Source organism: Actinosynnema sp. NPDC050436 (assembly GCF_040655415.1).
In the GTDB taxonomy this organism is placed as follows: Bacteria; Actinomycetota; Actinomycetes; order Mycobacteriales; family Pseudonocardiaceae; genus Actinosynnema.
Genome location: NZ_JBFAJV010000009.1, coordinates 315,212 through 335,067 on the forward strand (window position 1 = coordinate 315,212; position 19,856 = coordinate 335,067).

The 19,856-nt window shown below is 75.3% G+C and carries 12 protein-coding genes; 1 reads left to right on the forward strand and 11 read right to left on the reverse strand.

The annotated features are described in order from the left end of the window. Window position 1: 1 nt before the first annotated feature. The 8 genes from AB0I60_RS23085 to eccD all read right to left on the reverse strand — a co-directional run bounded on the left by AB0I60_RS23085 (window position 2) and on the right by eccD (window position 9,280). A complete protein-coding gene (locus AB0I60_RS23085; protein ID WP_360732813.1) occupies window positions 2-1,711 on the reverse strand; it encodes a WXG100 family type VII secretion target in 1,710 nt (569 codons plus the stop codon). 3 nt (window positions 1,712-1,714) lie between these two features. Beyond that, complete coding sequence (locus AB0I60_RS23090; protein WP_360732815.1) at window positions 1,715-4,522, reverse strand: hypothetical protein; 2,808 nt, start codon at window positions 4,520-4,522, stop codon at window positions 1,715-1,717. 57 nt (window positions 4,523-4,579) lie between these two features. Beyond that, window positions 4,580-5,182, reverse strand: a complete 603-nt coding sequence (locus AB0I60_RS23095; RefSeq protein ID WP_360732817.1) for a hypothetical protein — start codon at window positions 5,180-5,182, stop codon at window positions 4,580-4,582. A gap of 64 nt (window positions 5,183-5,246) precedes the next feature. Beyond that, complete coding sequence (locus AB0I60_RS23100) at window positions 5,247-5,585, reverse strand: hypothetical protein (protein WP_360732819.1); 339 nt, start codon at window positions 5,583-5,585, stop codon at window positions 5,247-5,249. 90 nt (window positions 5,586-5,675) lie between these two features. Then, complete coding sequence (locus AB0I60_RS23105; RefSeq protein WP_360732820.1) at window positions 5,676-5,972, reverse strand: WXG100 family type VII secretion target; 297 nt, start codon at window positions 5,970-5,972, stop codon at window positions 5,676-5,678. A 33-nt stretch (window positions 5,973-6,005) separates the two neighbouring features. Continuing rightward, window positions 6,006-6,338: a hypothetical protein gene (locus AB0I60_RS23110; RefSeq protein ID WP_360732822.1), complete on the reverse strand. Its 333-nt coding sequence runs from the start codon at window positions 6,336-6,338 to the stop codon at window positions 6,006-6,008. 141 nt (window positions 6,339-6,479) lie between these two features. Next, on the reverse strand, window positions 6,480-7,919 hold the full coding sequence (gene eccB, locus AB0I60_RS23115) for a type VII secretion protein EccB (RefSeq protein ID WP_360732824.1): 1,440 nt from the start codon (window positions 7,917-7,919) through the stop codon (window positions 6,480-6,482). Then, window positions 7,919-9,280 (reverse strand): type VII secretion integral membrane protein EccD, encoded by a 1,362-nt coding sequence (gene eccD / locus AB0I60_RS23120; RefSeq protein ID WP_360732826.1) that lies wholly within the window; start codon window positions 9,278-9,280, stop codon window positions 7,919-7,921. Before eccD ends, eccB begins: the two co-directional genes overlap by 1 nt. A gap of 171 nt (window positions 9,281-9,451) precedes the next feature. On the opposite strand from eccD, the gene eccCa reads away from it, so the two are divergent. Further along, window positions 9,452-13,435, forward strand: a complete 3,984-nt coding sequence (eccCa, locus tag AB0I60_RS23125; protein ID WP_360732827.1) for a type VII secretion protein EccCa — start codon at window positions 9,452-9,454, stop codon at window positions 13,433-13,435. A 241-nt stretch (window positions 13,436-13,676) separates the two neighbouring features. On the opposite strand, the gene mycP is transcribed toward eccCa, so the two are convergent. From mycP to AB0I60_RS23140, 3 genes are all read right to left on the reverse strand, one after another. Further along, complete coding sequence (gene mycP, locus AB0I60_RS23130; RefSeq protein ID WP_360732829.1) at window positions 13,677-15,053, reverse strand: type VII secretion-associated serine protease mycosin; 1,377 nt, start codon at window positions 15,051-15,053, stop codon at window positions 13,677-13,679. After that, a complete protein-coding gene (locus AB0I60_RS23135; RefSeq protein WP_360732830.1) occupies window positions 15,050-17,383 on the reverse strand; it encodes a hypothetical protein in 2,334 nt (777 codons plus the stop codon). The genes mycP and AB0I60_RS23135 overlap by 4 nt, the downstream gene beginning before the upstream one ends. A gap of 63 nt (window positions 17,384-17,446) precedes the next feature. Continuing rightward, window positions 17,447-19,846: a right-handed parallel beta-helix repeat-containing protein gene (locus AB0I60_RS23140; RefSeq protein ID WP_360732832.1), complete on the reverse strand. Its 2,400-nt coding sequence runs from the start codon at window positions 19,844-19,846 to the stop codon at window positions 17,447-17,449. Window positions 19,847-19,856 lie beyond the last annotated feature (10 nt).

Sequence of the window (19,856 nt, forward strand, 5' to 3'; positions counted from 1 at the left end):
GTCATCTCCCCCGTTCCACCAGGCGGTCGAGTTCGGCCAACTTGTCGGCGAGCGCGGCGTCCCCGTCGACCGGGTCGGGTGCGGGGGCGCGGTGTGCGGGCGGACGCCCGCCCAGCACGCCGGAGTCCTCAGCCGAGTCCCAGAACTCGGGTCGCGGCTCGGTCGGCATGGCGGCGGTGCGCGCGTTCTGCTGGGGTGCCTGACCGGCCGCGCCCCCGAACATCATCGGCGACATCGGGTAGCCGCCCGGCGGTACGGCCGACGAGTCGACGGTCCGGCTCGTCAGCGGCGGTTCCGGGACCCCGGCCGGCGTGCCGCGCTCCGGCGGGGACACCGCCGGCGACTGCCCGCCGTGGCCGGGCACCGCGAAGTGCGCGGGTGCCGCGTCGGCAGCGGCTGCCGGCACGCCGGAAGCCCCGGCGACGGCAGGAAGTTCCGGCACGGCGACGGCGGCGGCTCCCGGGGCGGTCGGAATTCCTGGGACGGTCGGGACCCCCGCGACGGCGGCGGGTTCGGTCGCTATCGCCTTCACCACCAGGTCCGCGCCGTGCGGGCCGGCCGTGCCGGGAGCGCCGGCCACCACTGTGCCGGGGGCGCCGGTCGTCACCGTGCCGGGAGCGGGCGCAGCACCGGTCGACACCGTATCGGGCCGCTGGACCACCTGCGGCGTAGCCGGGTCACCGTTGTCGCGCCGGTCCTTCAGCTTCGACTTCCCGGACGCGCGTGGGACTTCCGGCCGCTTCTCCGGACGGCCCAGCACACCCGCCGTGGCGGGCACGCCGCCGTCCAGCGGCGTGCCCTTGCGGGACGACGGCGGGGTGGCCCGGTCCCGGCCCGGCACGGGGTGCGCGCCCTCCAGCCGGGACACCGGGTACCCGACCTCCCCGCAGTGCTCCGGCGCGGAACGCCCGCGCGGCTGCGTGCCCTCCTGCACGGGCGCGGCCGACGCCTGCGAGACGTGCCCGGTCTCCGCGCGTTCGAACCGCACCGCCCCGGAAGGCTGCTCGACCGCTGCGCGCCGGCCGAGGACGTCACCGGTCGCGCCGCCGGCCCGGTACCGGCCGGCACCCGACACCGGCACGACGGCCGCCATCGGGGCCACCTCGTACCGGACCGCGCTCGCTGCCGACAGCGGCGGGGCGGGCGCTTCCGTCCCCCGGCCGACGCCCGGTGCCCCGACGACCTGCGGTGCCGCGTGCGGCAGCGGTGCCATGGCCTTCCCGACGTCGTGGTAGGCGGTGCGCAGGTCGCGCAGGATCTGCCGGGCAGACTCGTCCTCCAGCCCGGCACCCGCCTCGGGCGGCGGCCCCGGCGGCGCTCCCGCCCGCTGCGCCCGGCGTGCGGCCAGGTCGCGGAACCGCTGCTGGTGCGCGGCCAGCACGTCACCGGCACCGCGCAGGACCGAGCCGTAACCGGGGCCGCGCAGGAACTGCGAGACGACCGCGACGCGGCCGGACACCTCCCGCGCGAGCGCGTCGAACTCGTCCGAGCCCCGGCCCGTCCAGACGTCCTGCACCGCGTTGAGCCGGCGGCGCATCCGGTCCAGCACGTCCTGGAACTCCTCGGCCGCCCGGTCGAACGCGGCGGCGCGCAGGTAGAAGACGTCCGGCGACACCTCGTTCACCGCCTGGGCGGCCTGCTCGAAGGTCAGGTCCGCCGGCACGTCCGAGCCGATCTCCGGCATCAGGTGGTCCTGCTCGTGGTCGACCACGGGTCAGCTCCTGCCCAGGACCGGGTCGCCTGAGGCTTCCGGGTCCTCGGTCCACGCGTCCTTGTCTGCCTGCATCCAGATCTGCGGCTCCCGCTCGGGGTTCTGCTGGCCGGCACCGCCCATGCCGCCCATCGGCATCCCGCCCATCGGCATCCCGCCCATCGGCATCCCGCCCATCTGCATCGCGGCCGGCGTGGTGGCGAGGTGCGAGGTGGGCGGGGCCCCGCCGGTACCCGGCACCAGGCCGACCGGAGCCGGTGACGCGGCGCTCACCAGCCCGCGCTGCTGGGCCACGTCCGTGTCGAACCGGGCGCGGCCGGGCGCGTCGGGGCCCGGCGACGACGTCGGGACGGCTCCGGGCAGCGTCGGGACGGACCGGTCCCCGCCGGAGTCCCCTCCCGCCGGGACCTTGCTGTCGAGGTCGAGGCCCGGAGGGAGCCCACCCGTCCGTCCGGTGAGGAAGTCGCGCATCCCGGACTCGTCGCCCGGCGACCGGACGCCGTCGATGGCCTTCTCGACGGCGTCCTTGGCCGTTTCGAGCGCCTGTTTCGCCTCCGGGTCGGTGGACTTGCGGATCAAGTCGTCGAACGTCCTGTCCGCCGCGTGCTTGGCGTCGTCCAGCACCTTGCGGGTCTCGGGGTCCACCCGGTCGAGGCCGAGCGCGTCGTCCACCTTCGCCTTGGCGTCCTCCAGCGCCTTGCGCGCCTCGGGATCGGTGGTGTGCGTCAGAGCGTCGTCGATGGCCTTGCGCGCGTGGTCCTGCGCCTCCCGCAACGCCTCGCCCTCGGGTCCGCCGGAAAGGGTCGGCGGGGTCGTCCGCGTCGGGGCGAGCAGGTCGGACTTGAGCCCGTCGGAGCCGAGCCCTTCGGACTTGAGCCCGTCGATGGCCTTGCCGACTGCTTTCTTGGCCTCGTCCAGCGCTTTGCGCGCCTCGGGGTCGGTCGTGCGGTCGGCCACGCCGTCGATCGCGTCGAGCGCCTTGGTCTTCGCCTGGTCCAGGGTCTTGTTCAGCGGATCACCCTTGGACAGCGGGTCCTTCGACAGCGGGTCGTCCTTGCCGGTGAAGCCGTCCATGTCGCCCTTCAGGGCGTCGATGGCCTTGGCGGCGTCCTTCTTGGCCTGGTCGAGCGCCTTGTCCGCCGCCGGGGCGGTGGTGTCGTCCGCGACGCCGTCGATCGCGTCCATCGCGGCTTTCCGGGCGTCGTCCAAGACCTTCTGGCGCTGCTGCCGCTCGGCGTCGGCCGCCGGGTCGCCGCCCACGGTCCGGGGCGTGCTCCCGGGGGACTTGTCGGTCGGGGCCTTGCCCGGGATGCCGCCGGCTCCGAGAGACGTGCCCACCCCGGGTGAGGTGCGGTTGCCCGGTGCGTTCGGGCCCGGAGCACCCGGACCCGGGACGCCACCGAGGCCGGGGAGACCGGCACCAATGCCGTCGATGGCGTCGCCGACCGCCTTCTTCGCGTCACCGAGGGCCTTCTGCGCCTCCGGGTCGGTCGTGCCGTCCGCGATACCCTTGATGGCGTCGGTGGCGGCCTTCTTCGCCGCGTCGAGCCCGTCGCCACCCGCGCCCTTGCCGGTCGTCCCCGGGAGACCCGACCCGCCCGTGCCCGGTCCGTCGGACCCGGTGGGGACCGGCGCGACCTTGTGCTGGAGGTTGTCGTCCTTGACGCCGTCGATGGCGTCGCTGACGGCTTTCTTGGCGTCGCCGAGGGCCTTCTGCGCCGCCGGGTCGGTGGTGCCGCCGCTGATCTTGTCGATCGCCTGCTCGGCGGCCTTCTTCGCCTTGTCGAGCACGCCGGCCTTGTTCCCGCCCTTGCCCGAGCCGGGACCCGACCCCGCGCCGCCGTCCGAGCCCGACCCGCCGAGGCCGCCGCCCAGGCCACCCAGTCCGCCGCCTTCGCCCTTGCCGCCGCCCTCGTCCCCGCCCTCGCCGCCCTTGCCCAGGTCGTCCAGGCCCAACTCCTTCAGGCCCGGGAGGTCGAGGTCGTCCTTGCCCCCGCCTTCCCCGCCGCCCTCGCCCCCACCCTTGCCGCCGCCCTTCCCGCCGTCCTGGTCGTTCTTGCCCTTCCCCTTGCCCTTTCCCTTTTCCTCGCCGCCGCTCTTGTCGCCGCCCAGGCCCTTGCCGCCGTCGCCCCCCACGTCCCGGCCGCCGACGATGTGCAGCGGGGACAGGTCCTGGCCCCGGTTCGCGTACTGGTCGCCCAGCCCGGCCAGCAGCTCCTGGAGGTGCTTCACGAGGTTCTCCTCGCTGGCCTTCTGCACCTCCTCCATCGACGCCTTGACCTTCGCCACGATGGCCGGGATCTCCTCCGGCTCCGCAGCGGCTATCGCGGCCGTGGCCACCGCGTGGAGAGCGCCCAGCGTCTCCACGCGAACCTCCTCCGCGCGGTCCACCGCGTCCCACCACGCGGCCCCGAACGCCTGGATCGCGTGGCCGATGTTGCCGATGGTCGTGCCGTACTGCCGGGACACCAGCGACTGGTAGAGGTCCTCGCTCTTCTTCAGCACCCGGGTGGAGTACTTGCCGAACGCCTCGCCCGCCTCGCCCTTGAGGGAGTCCTGCAACGACTTGATCTCGCGCTGGAACGCCTGGTTGACGTCACCGAGCCGCTTGGTGGCCGCGTCGACCCGCTCCTCCAGCTCGTACCACGCCTCGGCGGTCGGGTTGCCGGACAGGCTCACCCGGGCACCGTCCCGGCCGATCAGCCCGGCCGCCACCTCGGTGAGCTCGGCGACCGTCCCGTACTGCTCGACGGCCAGGGCCGGGGCCGAGGAGTTGAAGAGACCGACATCCTGGATCTCGGTGTCGGGCACGTCGGGCCTCCCTCGATCTGTCTATCCACAGTGGACTTTTAACGGCGTGGCGGGCACTCAGGTCCTGGGCACCTTGGTGGACGGGGGCGACTTCTCGCCGTGGGGGTCCTGCGGCGGTGGCGGCGGCTTCTCGTCCTCGTCGTCGTCATCGTCGTAGTCGTAGTCGCCGTCGTCCTCGTCGTCGTCATCGTCGTCATCGCCGCCGGGTTCTTCGTCGCCCAACGGGATGTCGAGGTTGTCGTTGTAGCCGTCGCCGTCGGTGGAGTTCTGCTTGCCGCCACCGCCAGGGGTGAAGTTCTTCTGCGCCTTCTCGGTGTTGCGGTCGAGCTGGTCGATCTCGGAGTCGATGGTCTTCTGCATCCGGCCGACCATGCTCAGCACCTTGCGCGCGTTCTCCCCGTCGACGTTCTCGAAGTCCGCGACGATCCGCTCCAGCGTCGTCTGCATCTTCTGGAACGTCAGCTTGAGGTGCTCGGCGTGCGCGACGATCCCGTTGCGGCGGTCGTCCACGATCCGCTCCAGCCACTGCGCGAGCGGGAAGCGACCGGCGTCCGGCCAGTGCGCCTTCAAGTCGGTGAAGGTGTTCATCTCCGCGAGGATGCGGCCGAGGTTGATCGCCGCGTTCTTCACGTTCTCCTTGGTGTACACCGTGTCGGGCACCGCTCGGCTCCTCTCTGGTTCGCACGGTCGGACGTCCGGTCCTCGGATTCCGACGTTTCCGGGGTCAGGCCCCCGCCGGCCCGCCCCGGTGGTGGCCGCCGTCGCCGTCGCCGAGGGCCGCGCCCATCCGGCGCGCGTTGCCCGTGTCGACGGCCTCGAACCCGGTGGCGATCCTGGTGAGCGCCGCGTCCATGTCGTCGAGCAGCGCCTTGAGGTGCGCGGCGTGCGCGAGGACGGCCCGGCGGCGGTCGTCCACGACCGCCTCCAGCTCCCGCGCGACGTCGAACCCGCCGATCGACGGCCAGCTCGCGCGCAGCGGGGTGAAGGCGGACGCCTCGTCCATGATCCGCCCCAGGCCGGAGGCGGTCTCCCTCAGCGCTTGGGCGTTGAACTTGGTGGTCATCCAGCACTCCTCACCCGGTGTCGGCCCGCGCGGGGCCGACGGACCGCGTGGTGCCGTGCCACCTCGGCGGCCCGGCACCACGCGGAGTGGTCACGACTCGGCGATGACGTCGCCGCTCTTGCGGTCCTGCCGCTGCATCTCGTCGGCCGCCTGGTACAGCCTCGACTTCAGCTCCACGAGGCGCTGCGAGTGCTCGACGAGGTCCTGGTGCAGGTCCCTTGAGAGCCGGTCGTAGGAGTTGGCCGTCTCGCCCTGCCAGTCCCCCATGATCTTCCGCACGTCGGCGGTGAAGTCGTCGGTGGTGCCCATGATCAGCGTGACCTTGTTCTGCATGGCGTCCACGCAGGCGTCGATGGCCTTGTAGTTGTAAGTGATCGTGTCGTCCATTGCGGCTGCCCTCTTCCTCTCGGGTTGGCGGGCTCAGCGACCGGTGGCGCCGAGGAACCGGCTGGTCTCGATCGGCATGTTGATGATCTGCCGCTCGTGCTCCTTGTCGAGCGCCGCCTGCCCCTTGGCCTCGTTCCTGATGTTCGTCGCCATCGCGTTGAGGTGCTCCAACGCCGACTTGCGGACCGAGTCCGCGAACCGCTGGGTGGTCGCGCGCAGCGCGGCGGTCATGTCGCTCTTGCTCACCGACAGCACGGACTCGACGTCGGTGATCAAGTTCTTCAGGTGGCCGTCGACGGTGGTCGACGTCTGCACGTGGCGGGCGGCCTGCGCGTTGACTGCGGCCGGGCTGAGGCTCGTGGTCATTCGGCGTTCTCCTTGGTCTCACTGGTGATTCGCGATCCGGTCGGTCGTCGCACCAGCCCGGACGGACGCCCCCACCGTAGGTTCGCGGCGTGGTGCGCGACCGCCGCGCGCGGCCGGCGGGGCGAACCGGCGGGACATCCCTCAGGAGGGACCGGGTGCGGTCTCGTCGTCGGTGCTTCGGGTGCGCAGCGCGCCTTCCGTGCTCAGCAGCGGGCCGGGCGGCAGCAGCGCCAGCAGGCCCGCGTCCACCGGCACGGCGGCCTGTTCGGAGTAGCCCAGGGCGCTCACGGCGGCGGTGTCGGCCAGCGGGTACCGGACGCCGGTCTCGGTCACCAGGTGCACGACGCCGGCCCCCGACCGGTCCCGGAGCAGCACGCCCCGCCCGGCGGGCACCGAGACCCGGTCGGCCGTCGTGCCCGCCACGTGCGCGGCCACCGGCACGGCCTTCGCGGTCACCACCGCCGCCGGCAGCAGGCCGACCGCGACCCCGGACTGCCCCGTGCCGCCGGGGGTGAAGTGCGCGCACGCCAGGGCTTCCGGCGACGGCTGCACGAGCTCGGGCGGTTCCGGCGGCAGGTCGGCGGCCAGGTCGGGCCCGCTGCCCGACACCGGCACGCCGGTGAGCGCGGCCGGACCCACCTCGACCGGGCGCGCGGACGCGCCGGGGTAGGCCCGGCCGGTGAACGGCGCGGTCAGCAGCAGCGCCGCGCCGGTCCGGGTCAGCGGTGCCACCCCGTCGCCCCGGACCAGGTAGAGCTGGTCGGTGCCCAGCGCCGGGTTGCCGACCCGGTAGACCTGGCCGACCACGCTGCGCCGGCCGTCGATCACCGGCCCCGGCTGCCCGGTGCCGGGGGTCTCCGGCACCGCGAGGTCCCGGCCCTGGGGCAGGGGGTTGAGCCAGGCGGCGGTGACGGCGGTCGGCCCGGCACCGCCGTAGCCCAGGGCCTCCACCTCGGTCCGGCCCGGCAGGCGGTGCCGCTTTCCGCGCCACACCAGGTGGTCCACGCGGTCCGGCCCGCGCACCAGGAGCGCCTGCCGGTCGGTCAGCGCGCGCTCGGCGCCTTGTCCGATCAGCACCGTGACCGCCACCGGGTTCGGCTGCCCGGCCTCGGGCGGGTGCGCGCACACCGCCCACGGCCCGGTGTCGAGCGCGTCGGAGGCGGGCAGCGCGTCCGGGCCGCCGGGGATGCCGATCGGCTGCCCGACGGGCGTGCCGCTCAGCGAGGACTGGGCGACCGAGTGGATCCGGCCGTCGCCCGACCGGCCCGCCGCCAGCCTCGCCGACGAGTAGTTGAGCACCGGGCGCAACCGGCCGTCGAGGAAGACGTACCGCGCGCCGGTCGCCTCGTTCATCACCACGGCACCCGGCTGCCGCCAGGAGTTGTTCCCGCCGGGCACGAACAGGCCGTAGATGCCGAACACGCCCATCAGCACGGCCGCGACCACGACACCGAGGAAGGTTCCGGTGTTGAGCCTCCTGTTGGGCTGTTGCAGCACGTCCGGCCGGCCGTGCACGACGGCGGCCACCAGCCTGCCCACCACGAAGAAGTACGCCTGGACCTGATCCCGCCGCGACTGCATCAGCCCGCCAACCCGCGCATCCAGGCGTACACGCCCAGCACCTGCAACAGGATCGGCACGACCGCCACGGCGGTCACCGACTCCAGGATCTCCACCGCGCGCCCCCAGTACGGCCGCTGCCGCTTGCCCGGGAACACCCGGCCGGCCAACAGCAGGACCACACCGGCCACCACCAGCGGCACGCACACCAGGAACAGCCCGCCGAGCCCGGTCTGCGCGGCGGCGGCGAGCCGGACGCACCCGGCCACGCAGACGATCGCCGGCACCAGGACCGACCAGCGCTCGACCACGCCGCTGGGGTGCCGCGAGCGCAGGACCAGCAGGAAGGCCACGACCAGCGACAGCACCACCGACCAGGTGCCGCCGTCGGCGACCAGCACCGGCAGCAGCACCGCGAGCGCCGCGCCGAGCCCGGCGTGCAGCGCCATCGAGTAGCCGGCCGTCAGCGCGCCCCGCTCCACCACGACCCGCGCGGGCACCGGGTCGATGTCCTGGCCCAGCTCGTCCGCGCCGGTCGGCAGCATCGGCAGCGTCAACCCGGACAGCCGGAACGCCGTCGCGGGCACGAAGACGCCCACCACCAACGCGATCAGCAGGCCGATCGCCGCCGCCTGGTGGGGCAGCACGGCCGTGGCCGAGGCGATGAGTCCGGTCAGCGCGGTGACGGCCGCGAACATGATTCCCCCCGTGAACAACGTCGACGCGTCGGCCACCGCCACCACGCCGGTGGTCAGCACCAGCAGCGCGACGGCCAACGCGACCGTCGCGTGGACCGGCGCGGCGGCACCGGGGTCGAACACGCGCACCACCAGCGACCCGCCCAGCCCGCCGTAGCAGGCCGCCACACCGGCCAGGACCACCGCCGTCTGCGGGTCGCCGGCACCCCGCGCGACCAGCGCGCCGCCGGCCAGCAGCAGCACGGCGACGACCAGCGCCGTGACGGCCTGCGCCGCACCCGCACCGGTCGTGGGCAGCAGGACCGCGCCCAGCAGCAGCGCGAGCGCCGCTCCGACCCGGAACATCCAGCGGGTGTGCGCGGGCCGCCACGCCCCGGGGTGCTCGCGCACCTGCTCGCCGACGCCGTCGACCAGGTCGTCGTAGTCGATCGCGGCGAGCCGGTCGGCCCTCGGTCGCAAGTGGACGGTCTCGCCGTCGAGCAGCTCCAGCTCGGCCGGCGTCCGGTCCTCGTCCAGCGGCGGCCCGCCGACCCGCTGCACGACCCACCCCTCGTGGTCGGCGCCCTGCTCGACCCACTCGGTGCCGAACTGGGTGAGGATCACGGGCAGCAGGTCCACCAGCGGGGCGTGGGCGGGCAACGCCACGTCGGTGGCCTTGTCGCCGAGCGCGAACCGTAGCCTCACCGCGCTCGTCGTGCGATGCTGTGTCTGCTCTTCCATCGGTCGCCAGGTCCCTCCTGCCCAGGACAACAGACCTCGAACCAGGCCGAAACCTAGCTCCGCGCGGTCCCGGTCGACCCGGTCGTCGACCCGCCGGCGCGAATGCGGGGAAGTCCACCCACGAGGGAGAGCGAAGTGAGCACGGTGCTTTTCGCGCGCCGGGCCCGGCGGCCCCGACCGGCCGCGCCCGGCGACGAGATCGAGATCCAGGAACCGCCCGTCGTGCCCGAGGACACCGGGGGCGGGATCAGCTCGGTGCTGATGTACGCGCCGATGGGGCTCGGCTCCATCGCCATGGTGATGATGTTCGTGCGACCCGGTTCCGGGCTGATGTCCTACCTCGGCGGCGGCATGATGCTGCTGTCGGTGGTCGGGATGCTGGTCGTCCAGCTCATCCGCAACTCGGCGACCCACAAGCAGAAGCTGCACGGCCACCGCCGCGACTACATCCGCTACCTGTCGCACCTGCGCGGCCGGGTCCGCACGTCGCTGGCCGCGCAGCAGGCGGCGGCGCGCTGGATCCACCCCGACCCGAAGGCGCTGTGGTCCCTCGCGCTGGGCTACCGGCTGTGGGAGCGGCGGCCGGCGCACGACGACTTCGGCGAGGTCCGGCTCGGCATGGGCACCCGGCGCTCGACGCTCACCCTCGTCCCGCCCGACACCAAGCCGATCGACGACCTGGAGCCGCTCGCCGCGCACGCGCTGCGCCGCTTCCTGCGCGCGTACTCCACCCTCGCCGACGCGCCGATCGCCGTCTACCTGCGCGGGTTCGGGCAGGTGCAGCTCAGCGGCGACGAGGAGACCGCGCGGGGCCTGGTCCGGGCCGTGCTCGGCCAGCTCGCCACCGCGCACGCGCCCGGCGACGTCCGGATCGCGTTGTGCGCCACCGAGGACCGGCTGGCGCACTGGGACTGGCTCAAGTGGCTGCCGCACAACCAGGACCCGGACAACCGGGACGCGGCGGGCGCACGGCGGCTGGTCGCCGGCGACCTCGGCGAGCTGGAGGGGCTGCTGGGCGGCCCGGCGTTCACCGGGCGGCCCCGGTTCGAGGCCGACACCCCGATCACCGCCTCGGAGCCGTTCGTGGTGCTGGTGCTCGACGGCGTCGACGTGCCCGCCGACCACCGCGCGGCCGAGGAGGGCTACCGCAACGCGGTCGTGCTGGACGTCTCCGGCTGCCTGCCGTGGCAGCAGCGGCCGGGCGCGCTGTACCTGGAGGTCGAGCCGGGCCGGGCGGGCACGGTGAGCTTCGACCGGCTGGGCCGGCCGCGCACCAGGCCCCTGTGCACGCCCGACCGGCTGAGCGTCACCGCCGCCGCCGCGCTGGCCCGCACCATGGCCCGCTACCGGGTCGGCGAGGCCGGTGGGGACGAGGAGCCGATGGCCGTCGACTACGACCTGGCGGGCCTGCTCGGGCTCGGCGACGTGGCCCACTTCGAGCCGACCGCCTACCGCCGGGAGCGGATGACCGCCAAGCGGCGGCTGCGGGTGCCCATCGGCATCGCGGCCAACGGCAGCCCGATGGAGCTGGACATCAAGGAGGCAGCGGAGGACGGGATGGGCCCGCACGGGATGTGCATCGGCGCCACCGGCTCCGGCAAGAGCGAGCTGCTGCGCACGCTGGTGCTGGCGCTGGCCGTGTCGCACTCCTCGGAGGAGCTGAACTTCGTGCTGGTGGACTTCAAGGGCGGCGCGGCCTTCCTCGGCTTCGACCAGCTCCCGCACACCTCGGCGGTGATCACGAACCTGGCCGAGGAGCTGGAGCTGGTCGACCGGATGCAGGACGCGCTGACCGGCGAGCTGAACCGCCGCCAGGAGTACCTGCGCGCGGCGGGCAACTACGCGTCCCGCCGGGACTACGAGGCCGCGCGGGCGCAGGGCGTCCCGCTGGAGCCGATGCCCGCGCTGTTCATCGTGGTGGACGAGTTCAGCGAGATGCTGTCGAGCAAGCCGGAGTTCATCGACGTGTTCGCCATGATCGGCCGGCTGGGCCGCAGCCTCGGCGTGCACCTGCTGCTGGCCTCGCAGCGGCTGGACGAGGGCCGCATCCACAAGGTGGAGACCCACCTGTCGTACCGGATCGGCCTGCGCACCTTCTCCGCGATGGAGAGCCGCAGCGTGATCGGCGTCCCGGACGCCTACGAGCTGCCCAACAGCCCGGGGAACGGCTACCTGCGCCCGGACACCCAGACCCTCGTGCGGTTCAAGGGCGCGTACTCGTCCTCGCCCTACCGGCCCAAGCGCCGGGGCACCGGGGCGGCGGCGCAGCAGCACGTCGTCCCGTTCGGCGTGGGCTACGTCCGGCCGCAGCTCCCGCCCGCGCCCGTCGCCGAGCCGGAGCCGGCCGCCGAGGGCGAGGGCACGGAGACCGTCCTGGACGTGCTGATCGCCCGGCTGCGCGACGTCGGGCCGCGAGCGCACCAGGTGTGGCTGCCGCCGCTCAAGCAGTCCGCCACGCTGGACCAGCTCCTGCCGCCGCTGGTCGACCACCCCGAGTTCGGCCCCCGGCCGGTCGGCGACCTGCGGACCGGCACGCTGACCGTCCCGCTGGGCCTGGTCGACCTGCCCGCGCAGCAGAAGCGGGAGCTGCTGGTCGCCGACCTGTCCGGCAGCAAGGGCAACGCGGCGGTCGTCGGCGGCCCGCAGAGCGGCAAGAGCACCCTGCTGCGCACCCTGATCGCGGGCCTCGCGCTGACCCACACCGCCGCCGAGGTCCAGTTCTACTGCCTCGACTTCGGCGGGACGCTCACCTCGCTGGCGCGGCTGCCGCACGTCGGCAGCATCGCCAACCGGCTCGACCGGGACCGGGTCACCCGGACGGTGCTGGAGGTGACCAACCTGATGGCCCGCCGCGAGGCCGTCTTCGCCGAGCACAACATCGACTCGATGGCGTCCTACCGGCGGGCCCGGCGGGACGGCCGGCACACCGACACCGACCCGTACGGCGACGTGCTCCTGGTGGTGGACGGCTGGTACACGGTCCGGCAGGACTTCGAGGACCTGGAGGACCGGTTCAGCGAGATCGCCGCGCGCGGGCTCAGCTTCGGCATCCACCTGGTCGTCGCGTCCAACCGGTGGTCGGAGATGCGGCCGTGGCTGCGCGACGTGCTGGGCACCCGGTTCGAGCTCAAGCTCGGCGACCCGGTCGACTCGGAGATCAACAGCCGGTTCGCCGCGACCGTGCCCGCGATCCCCGGCCGGGGCATCACGCCGGACCGGCTGCACTTCCTGGCCGCGCTGCCCCGGATCGACGGCGACCCCGGCACCGACGACCTGGCCGAGGCCACCGTGGAGCTCGCCGAGTCGCTGGCGCTGCCGGCCGCGCCGACCGCGCCCCGGGTCCGGCTGCTGCCGGTGCTGCTCACCGCCTCCGAGCTGCCCGGCCCGACCGCACCCGACCCGGCGGCGGAGATGCGGGTGCCGCTGGGCGTGGACGACACCGAGCTGGCCCCGCTGTGGCACGACTTCGACGCCGGCCCGCACCTGCTCGTCTACGGCGACGCGGAGTCCGGCAAGACGAACCTGCTGCGGCACATCGCCCGCGCCGTCGCCGCGCACCACACCACCGACGAGGCACGGGTGATGTTCGGCGACTTCCGCCGCGAGCTGCACGACTCGATCCCGGCGGAGCACCAGTTGGAGTACGCGGTCGGCGTGGAGGCCCTGACCCGGTCCATCGAGGGCGTGGCGTCGGTGCTCGAGGACCGGGTGCCCGGTCCGGAGATCGGCCCGGCCCGGCTGTCGCGGCGGGACTGGTGGGAGGGCGGCCGGCTCTACGTGATCATCGACGACTTCGAGCTGGCCGAGGCGTCCGGCGGCGGGCCGCTGGCACCCCTGGTGCCGCTGCTGCCGCAGGCGGCCGACATCGGCCTGCACGTGATCGTCGCGCGCAGCACGTCCGGCGGCGGCAGGTCGATGATGGACCCGGCGATCCGCCGGATGTGGGAGCTGGGCACGCCCGCGCTGCTGCTGTCCTGCCCGAAGTCGGAGGGCGCGTTCCTCGGCAACCTGAAACCGCGCGTGCTGCCGGCCGGCCGCGCCCAGTTCGTGAACCGCCGCCGAGCCGTCCGCCTGGTGCAGACCCCGCTGGTGGAGCGCACGTCCGCACCGGACGCCTGACCGCCCGTTCCCGCGTGGCCCCCTGCCACGCGGGAACGGGTGTCGGGCCGGCGGGCGGGTGCGGCGATGTGGGAGCTGTGCGGGTGCGCCCGTCGAGACCGCTGGGCGGGGTGCGCCGGCCAGGGCAGGGGTTCGGCGGTGCTCCGGCGAGGTCCGCTGTCGGTGGCGCGGGAAGACCCGGCCCGGCGGCGGGCCGGGGGTCGGGCGGCGGGCCGGGTCGGGTCGGGTGGCGGGATGCCGGTCAGGGGTGGGGTGTGCCGGTGGGTGGGGCGATCTCCACCACGCGCAGTCGGTTCCAGCGGCGCCTGCGGGCCGCCGCGACCAGGCGGACGACCAGGAGCGACGTCGGCACGAGGCAGAGGGTGCCGACCACCGCGACCACGGCGAGCAGCGGGCCGATCCCACCGGGCGGGGCCGGGTCCGCGCCGCGCGCGTCCGGCGGGGAGACCCGGACGGCCGGCTGCCCGGACTCCTCCGGCAGGACGGTGGTCACCGCCGCGCGCGGGTTCACCGTGCCCCAGCCGAGGGCGGGGTCCGGCAGCGGCACGGCGGGGCGGTCGGCCGTGGCCAGCAGGCGGTGCTTGACCTGCGCGGCGGTCAGGCGCGGGTGGTAGGCGCGCACGAGCGCGGCGGTGCCCGCCACGAACGGCGCGGCGTAGCTGGTCCCGCTGCCCTTCCAGTGCCCCGGGCCGCCCGGACCGAGCCCGAGCACGTCGACGCCCGGCGCGACCAGCGACACGAACCGGCCCACCTGGGAGAACTCGGCGTGCGCGCCGGCCTCGTCCACCGCTCCGACGGCGATCACCGACGGGTAGGCCGCCGGGTAGGTGGCCGGGCCGCCGCCCTGGGGGTTGTTCGCGGCCGAGACGACCACCACGACGTCGTTCCACTCGGCGTACCCGACCGCCTCGCGGAGGCCGGGGTGGTCCTCGGTGGTGCTCGCCGACAGGTTGATCACCTGCGCGCCGGCGTCGACCGCCGCCCGGATGCCGAGCGCCATGCCCTCGGGGGTGAGCGAGCCGGGCAGGTTGGGCGTGTCCGTGGTGGCGCAGCGGACGGGCAGCACCCGCACGCCCGGCGCGACCCCGGCGTACCCCGTGCCGGCGGTGGGCGAGGCGGCGATGATCCCGGCGACGAACGTGCCGTGCCCGAAGCAGTCGTCGGCGGCGGGCCCGCGGCCGGGCCGGGTCGTGTCGACGCCCGGGAGCACCTTGCCGCCGCCCAGTTGCGGTGACCTGCCGTCGACCCCGGTGTCCACGACCGCCACGGTGACCCCGGAGCCGTCGGTCAGCGGCCAGACCTGCTCCGGTGCGAGCCGGCGCTGCGCCCACGGCACCCCCGGCTCGACGGCCGGGGGCGGCGGCAGGCACGGCTCCCGCACCGCACCCGGCGGCCGGGCGCTCGTGGCGGACGGCGGAGCGGTCGAGGAGCCGGTCGGCTGGGTGGTCGGCGGCTGGGCACGGGCCTGAAGCCCGGCCGCCGGCAGCGCGTCGGCTGGAAGCCGGGCGTGGACCGGCGGCTGGGCATGGGCCTGGAGGCCGGGAGTCCCGGTCAGCGCGACGGCGGCCAGGGCGACGGCGAGGCGGGCCGCCGCGCGGCCGGGCGTCGGCCGGGTCACGAGGCCACCGCCGAGGTCCGGCCCGCGTCGGGCTGCCAGGCGACCAGGGACGTGGTGAGGCGGGCGACCGCGTCGGGGTCGTCCACCAGCCTCACCGGTCCCCCGTGCCGCCGGGTCAGCACGCCGTCCAGCTTCGCCAGCACGGCGAGGTCGCGCTCGTCCAGCTCGGTGGTGGCGGGCTCCTCGCCGGGGGCCAGCTCGCGGAACAGCACCGCGACCTTCGGGACGGCGGGTGTGCCGTCCGGCTCCTCCTCCGGGCGGTCCTGCGCCGTGCGCACGGCCAGCGCCTTGAACCGGGCGCGGGAGAGGAAGACCGCTTCGTCCACTTGGCGGCCGAGCGCCAGCTCCGAGGTGCGGTGCGCCGAGACCGGCCAGATCAGCACGTCCAGGTCGGCACCGGGCACGGTCACGCCGAGGTCCGTGCTGGCGGCCAGGAACCCCGGTTCGACCAGCACCGAGCCGGGTGGGCTGCGGTGTTCGAGCGACTCGTCCACCCGGCCCTGCCGCAGCACGGCCCGGCGGTGCGTCGGCAGCCGCCGGACACCGGAGGTCAGGCACGCGACCTGCCCGTCCGGCCCGCCGGCCCGCCCGTCGCGCAACGCGGCGTTCACCACGCGCGAGCTGCCCTCGCCCCGGCCGAGGAACAGGCACACGGCGACGTAGTCGGCCTTCGCGCCCGCCGACTCGTCCACGCGCATGGCCGGCCACGTGGCCAGCGCCGCGTTCACCGTGGCCAGCGCCTCGGGGAACGACTCGCGCGCGGACGCGGTGAACCGCGCCTGCTCGGCGGCGGTGCTGGCCCGCACGGGCACGACCAGCGGCGTGACGGGCCGCTGCGGAACCGACGCGCCGACCGGTGCCGCGACCGGCACCCCAACCAGCCCTCCGGCCGGTGCCGCGATCGGCACTCCGTGGGGCACTCCCCCCGCCCCTGCGACCGGCGAGCCCGGTGACGACCCAGCCGCCTGCCCGGTCGCCGGTGGCCACACCGCGCCGGCCTGCGAGGGGTGCGCGGAGCCGGCCACCGATCCGGTCGGCACCGGCACGGCCGAGGTCGTCGCGACCGGCGGCAGGTGCTGGGACGGCGCCGGCGGCCCGGCCCAGCGGTCGAGTGCGCGCCTGCCGGGCTCGTCCAGGACGCCCGCCAGCGTCACCCGGGCGGCAGCGCGCTGCCAAGCCGGCAGGACCGCGAGCACGTCCTCGGCGGCGGTGAGGACGGGCAGGCCGACGACACCGCCGGGGGTGCCCAGGGTCAGCGTCCACCGCTCCGGGTCGAACGGGACGGCCTCGGCGGAGGCGTCCACGGGCTCGTCGGCCGACCTCAGCACCAGGCCGGACGGCACCACGTCCGCAACCACCCCGCCCCCGACCACCCCGTCCGCGAGCCGGTAGGAGCGCCGGCCGTCGCGCTCCCAGCCCGGCGGCGGCGGGGCGATGTCCAGGACCTGCTGGTCGCCGCCGCTCGCGGGCTGCCGCAGCACCAGCGGAAACGGGCGGAAGAGGCGGCGGCCGGCGGCGTCGCGGACCACGGTCGAGGACGCGCCGGTCCGGGAGCCGACCTGCACGCCGGCGGTGAACACCACGTCCCGCCCCAGCCGCAGCGCGAGGTCGGCCAGCCACACGTGCGACGCGGCACCCGGCGACCCCGGCACGACCACCAGGGGCCGGTCGGGCAGGCCGGCGAGCAGGGCGGCCACGGCGGACGCCGGCGGCACCGGCCCGCCGGCACCCACGACGACCTTGGGGAACCGCTGGTTGACCGGCACGCGGAACGCGGCCTCGCCCCGGTCGGCGTCCGCGTGGTCGAGCACCAGCAGCCCGCACGGCGCGGGCACGGCCACCACGCCGGCCTCCTCCACCGGCACGGCCGGCACCCACGACTCCCAGTCCGGCAGCGGGAACCGGGCACCGTGGAACCCGGCGAGTCGGCCGGGCCGGAACCGGTGCCATCCGGTGCCACCCGCCGTGTGGCCCGCGTACAGCGCCGCGCCCGGCACGGCCACGACCCCGCCGTCCGGGGCGACGACCTCGACGCCCAGCTCCTCGGCGAGCCGCCCGGCGGCCCCGCCGGCGGCGAGGCCGGCGACGCCGAGCCACACCGACTCGACGTCGGGGTCGAGCAGGGGCCGCAGCAGCTCCGGCAGGGCGGCCACGAGCGCCGGCAGCCGGTGCGCGCCGGGCGTGGCCAGCACCAGCAGCTGCCCCGGCCCGAGCGGCGCGGTGCCCGGGACCGGTCGGTCCGGGCCGGTCTCGTCGCGGTGGCGCAGCAGCACGTGCCGGCCGTCCTGCTCGACGGCCGGCAGGTCCGGCTCCGGGTGTTGCTGGTCCATGGTCACTCCCACCGTCGTTCCGGCCAGGTCGGCGCACCGGGGACCGCCGGCCCCGGCGGGCGGTCACCTGGCGAGGAGCAGGTCCTGCTCGGTCAGCAGGGTCAGGTCGGCGGCACCGGCGGTCGGGTCGGCCGCGAGCCGGGACGCCTGCCGGTCGGTCATCCGCTCGAACACCCGCCGCGCGGTGCGGCCGTTGCCGAACGTGCCGTCCTTCGGGATGTCCTCGAAGTAGGCCAGCAGGGCGTCGGACGCGCCCTCGGTGAGCCGGTAGTCGTGCTTGGCGCACTGCGCCCGCACGATCGTCACCAGCTCGTCCGCCGTGTAGTTGGCGAACTCGACGGTGCGGCTGAACCGCGACTCCATGCCGGGGTTGGCCGCGAGGAACTGGGTCATCTCGGCGGAGTAGCCGGCCGCGATGACGACCACGTCGTCGCGGTGGTCCTCCATCAGCTTCACCAGGGTGTCGATCGCCTCGCGGCCGAAGTCCGGGCCGGTGCCGCCGCCGCCGGAGCTGAGCGTGTACGCCTCGTCGATGAAGAACACCCCGCCGAGCGCGGTGGTGAACGCGTCGGTGGTCTTGATCGCGGTGCCGCCGATGATCTGGGCGACCAGGTCGGCGCGGGCGACCTCGACCAGGTGCCCTTTGCGCAGCACGCCGAGCTGGGCGAGGATCTGGCCGTAGAGGCGGGCGATGGTGGTCTTGCCGGTGCCGGGTGCGCCGGCGAAGACCAGGTGCCGCGCCATCGGCGGCGCGGACAGCCCCGCGTCCACCCGGCGCTGGGCCATCTTGTTCAGGTTGACCAGCGAGGTCACCTCGGCCTTGACGCCCGCGAGCCCGACCAGGCCGTGCAGCTCCTCCAGCGGGTCCGAGCCGAGCGCCGGGCGGGCCCGGTCGGCGGGCGGCGCGGCCGGCGGGGCGTCGGCGGTGGCGGCGGTGCCGTAGGCGTCGGCGACCAGGTTGCCGCCGCTGACCAGGTCCACGACCTCGACGGCGGGGCCGGGCCGGACCTGCCGCAGGCCGCTGCCGTGGTTGTCCCGGACCGTGCACGCCGTGACCGTCACGGCCTCGGAGGTCTCCAGCCGGATGCCGTCGGCCGACCCGCCGGAGAACTCCGACCCGCTCACCGTGCCTGACGCGCCCTCGGCGAACAGCAGGCCGGTGCCGGCGCTGTCGCGCACCCGGCACCGGACCAGCGAGAGGTCCGCGCCCGCGCCCGCGTGCACGCCGTCGCCGCCCGAGCCGCTGATCGCGCCGTCGGCCAGCGCCAGCGCCGCGCCGACCACCCGCACCCCGTCGCCGCCGAGGTCGCGCGCGCTCAGCCCGGCGACCGAGGGCCGCGCCGCGTCGGACACGGACAGGCCGGGTCCGCGCCCGCCGTCGACCTCGACGTTCTCCAGCCTGCCCCGGGCGCGGGAGCCGACCTCGACGGCGGCGCCGTCGCAGCCGCGCACCAGCAGCCGCTGGAAGAACGGGTCGGCACCCCGGTCGACCCGCACCCCGGGCCCGGTGCACCCGCTGACGGTGACGTGCTCGAACTCGGGCCGGCTGCGGTCGGTGACCTCGATGCCCACACCGTCCACGCCGGACACCGCGCAGCGGGTGACCGAGCCGCCCGACCGGCCGGCGAAGTGCAGGCCGCGCCCGCGCGCGCCGGCGACCCGGCAGCCGCGCAGCACCGGGGCGCACCCCTCGTCCACGAAGACGCCCTCGGCGGCGGCACCCTCGACCGCGCAGTCCTCCAGCACCGGCGGCCGGGTCGTGGCCAGGTAGAAGCCGATCGCGCCGGCGTCGGTCACCCGCAGCCTGGTCGCGGTCAGCCCGGCCTGCTGCTCGACCGCGACGGCCGGCTTCCCGGTGCCGGCCACGACGGTGTCCTCCACGGTGAGCCGGCCCCGGCCGTTGAGGCAGATCCCGTTGCCGGCGGCGGTGCGCACGACGCACGAGCGGACCAGGAACGACCCCTGCTCGGCGACCACGACGGCGGACGTGCCGAGGTCCACCAGCCGGCAGTCGTCCAGCACGCCGCCGTCCGGCGAGGTGACCACAACACCCGCGCCGGTGGCGTTGCGCACCTCGCTGGAGCGCATCAGCAGCGTGCCCCGGTCGCGGACGAACACCGCCGCCCAGCTGGAGGACTCCACCTCGCACTCCGTCACGCCGAGCTGGCCGCGCACGACCAGCAGCGCCGGGCTGTCCGGGTCGCCGGCCACGACGGTGATGCCGGACAACGCGGCCGACTCCGCCTGCAGCGACACCGCGACGCCGTCGGCCGCGTCCAGCCGGACCGTGCCCGGCCCGTCCTCCGCCGTGATGGTGACCGGCTTGGTGAGCACCAGGTTCTCGGTGTAGCGCCCGGGGCCGACCACGATGACCGCGCCCGCGCCGGCGTGCGCCAGCGCCTCGCCGATGGTGCGGTGGCCCGGCCCCGGCGACCGGGTGACCGCGATGACGTTCCTGCTCACGTCTCCAGCT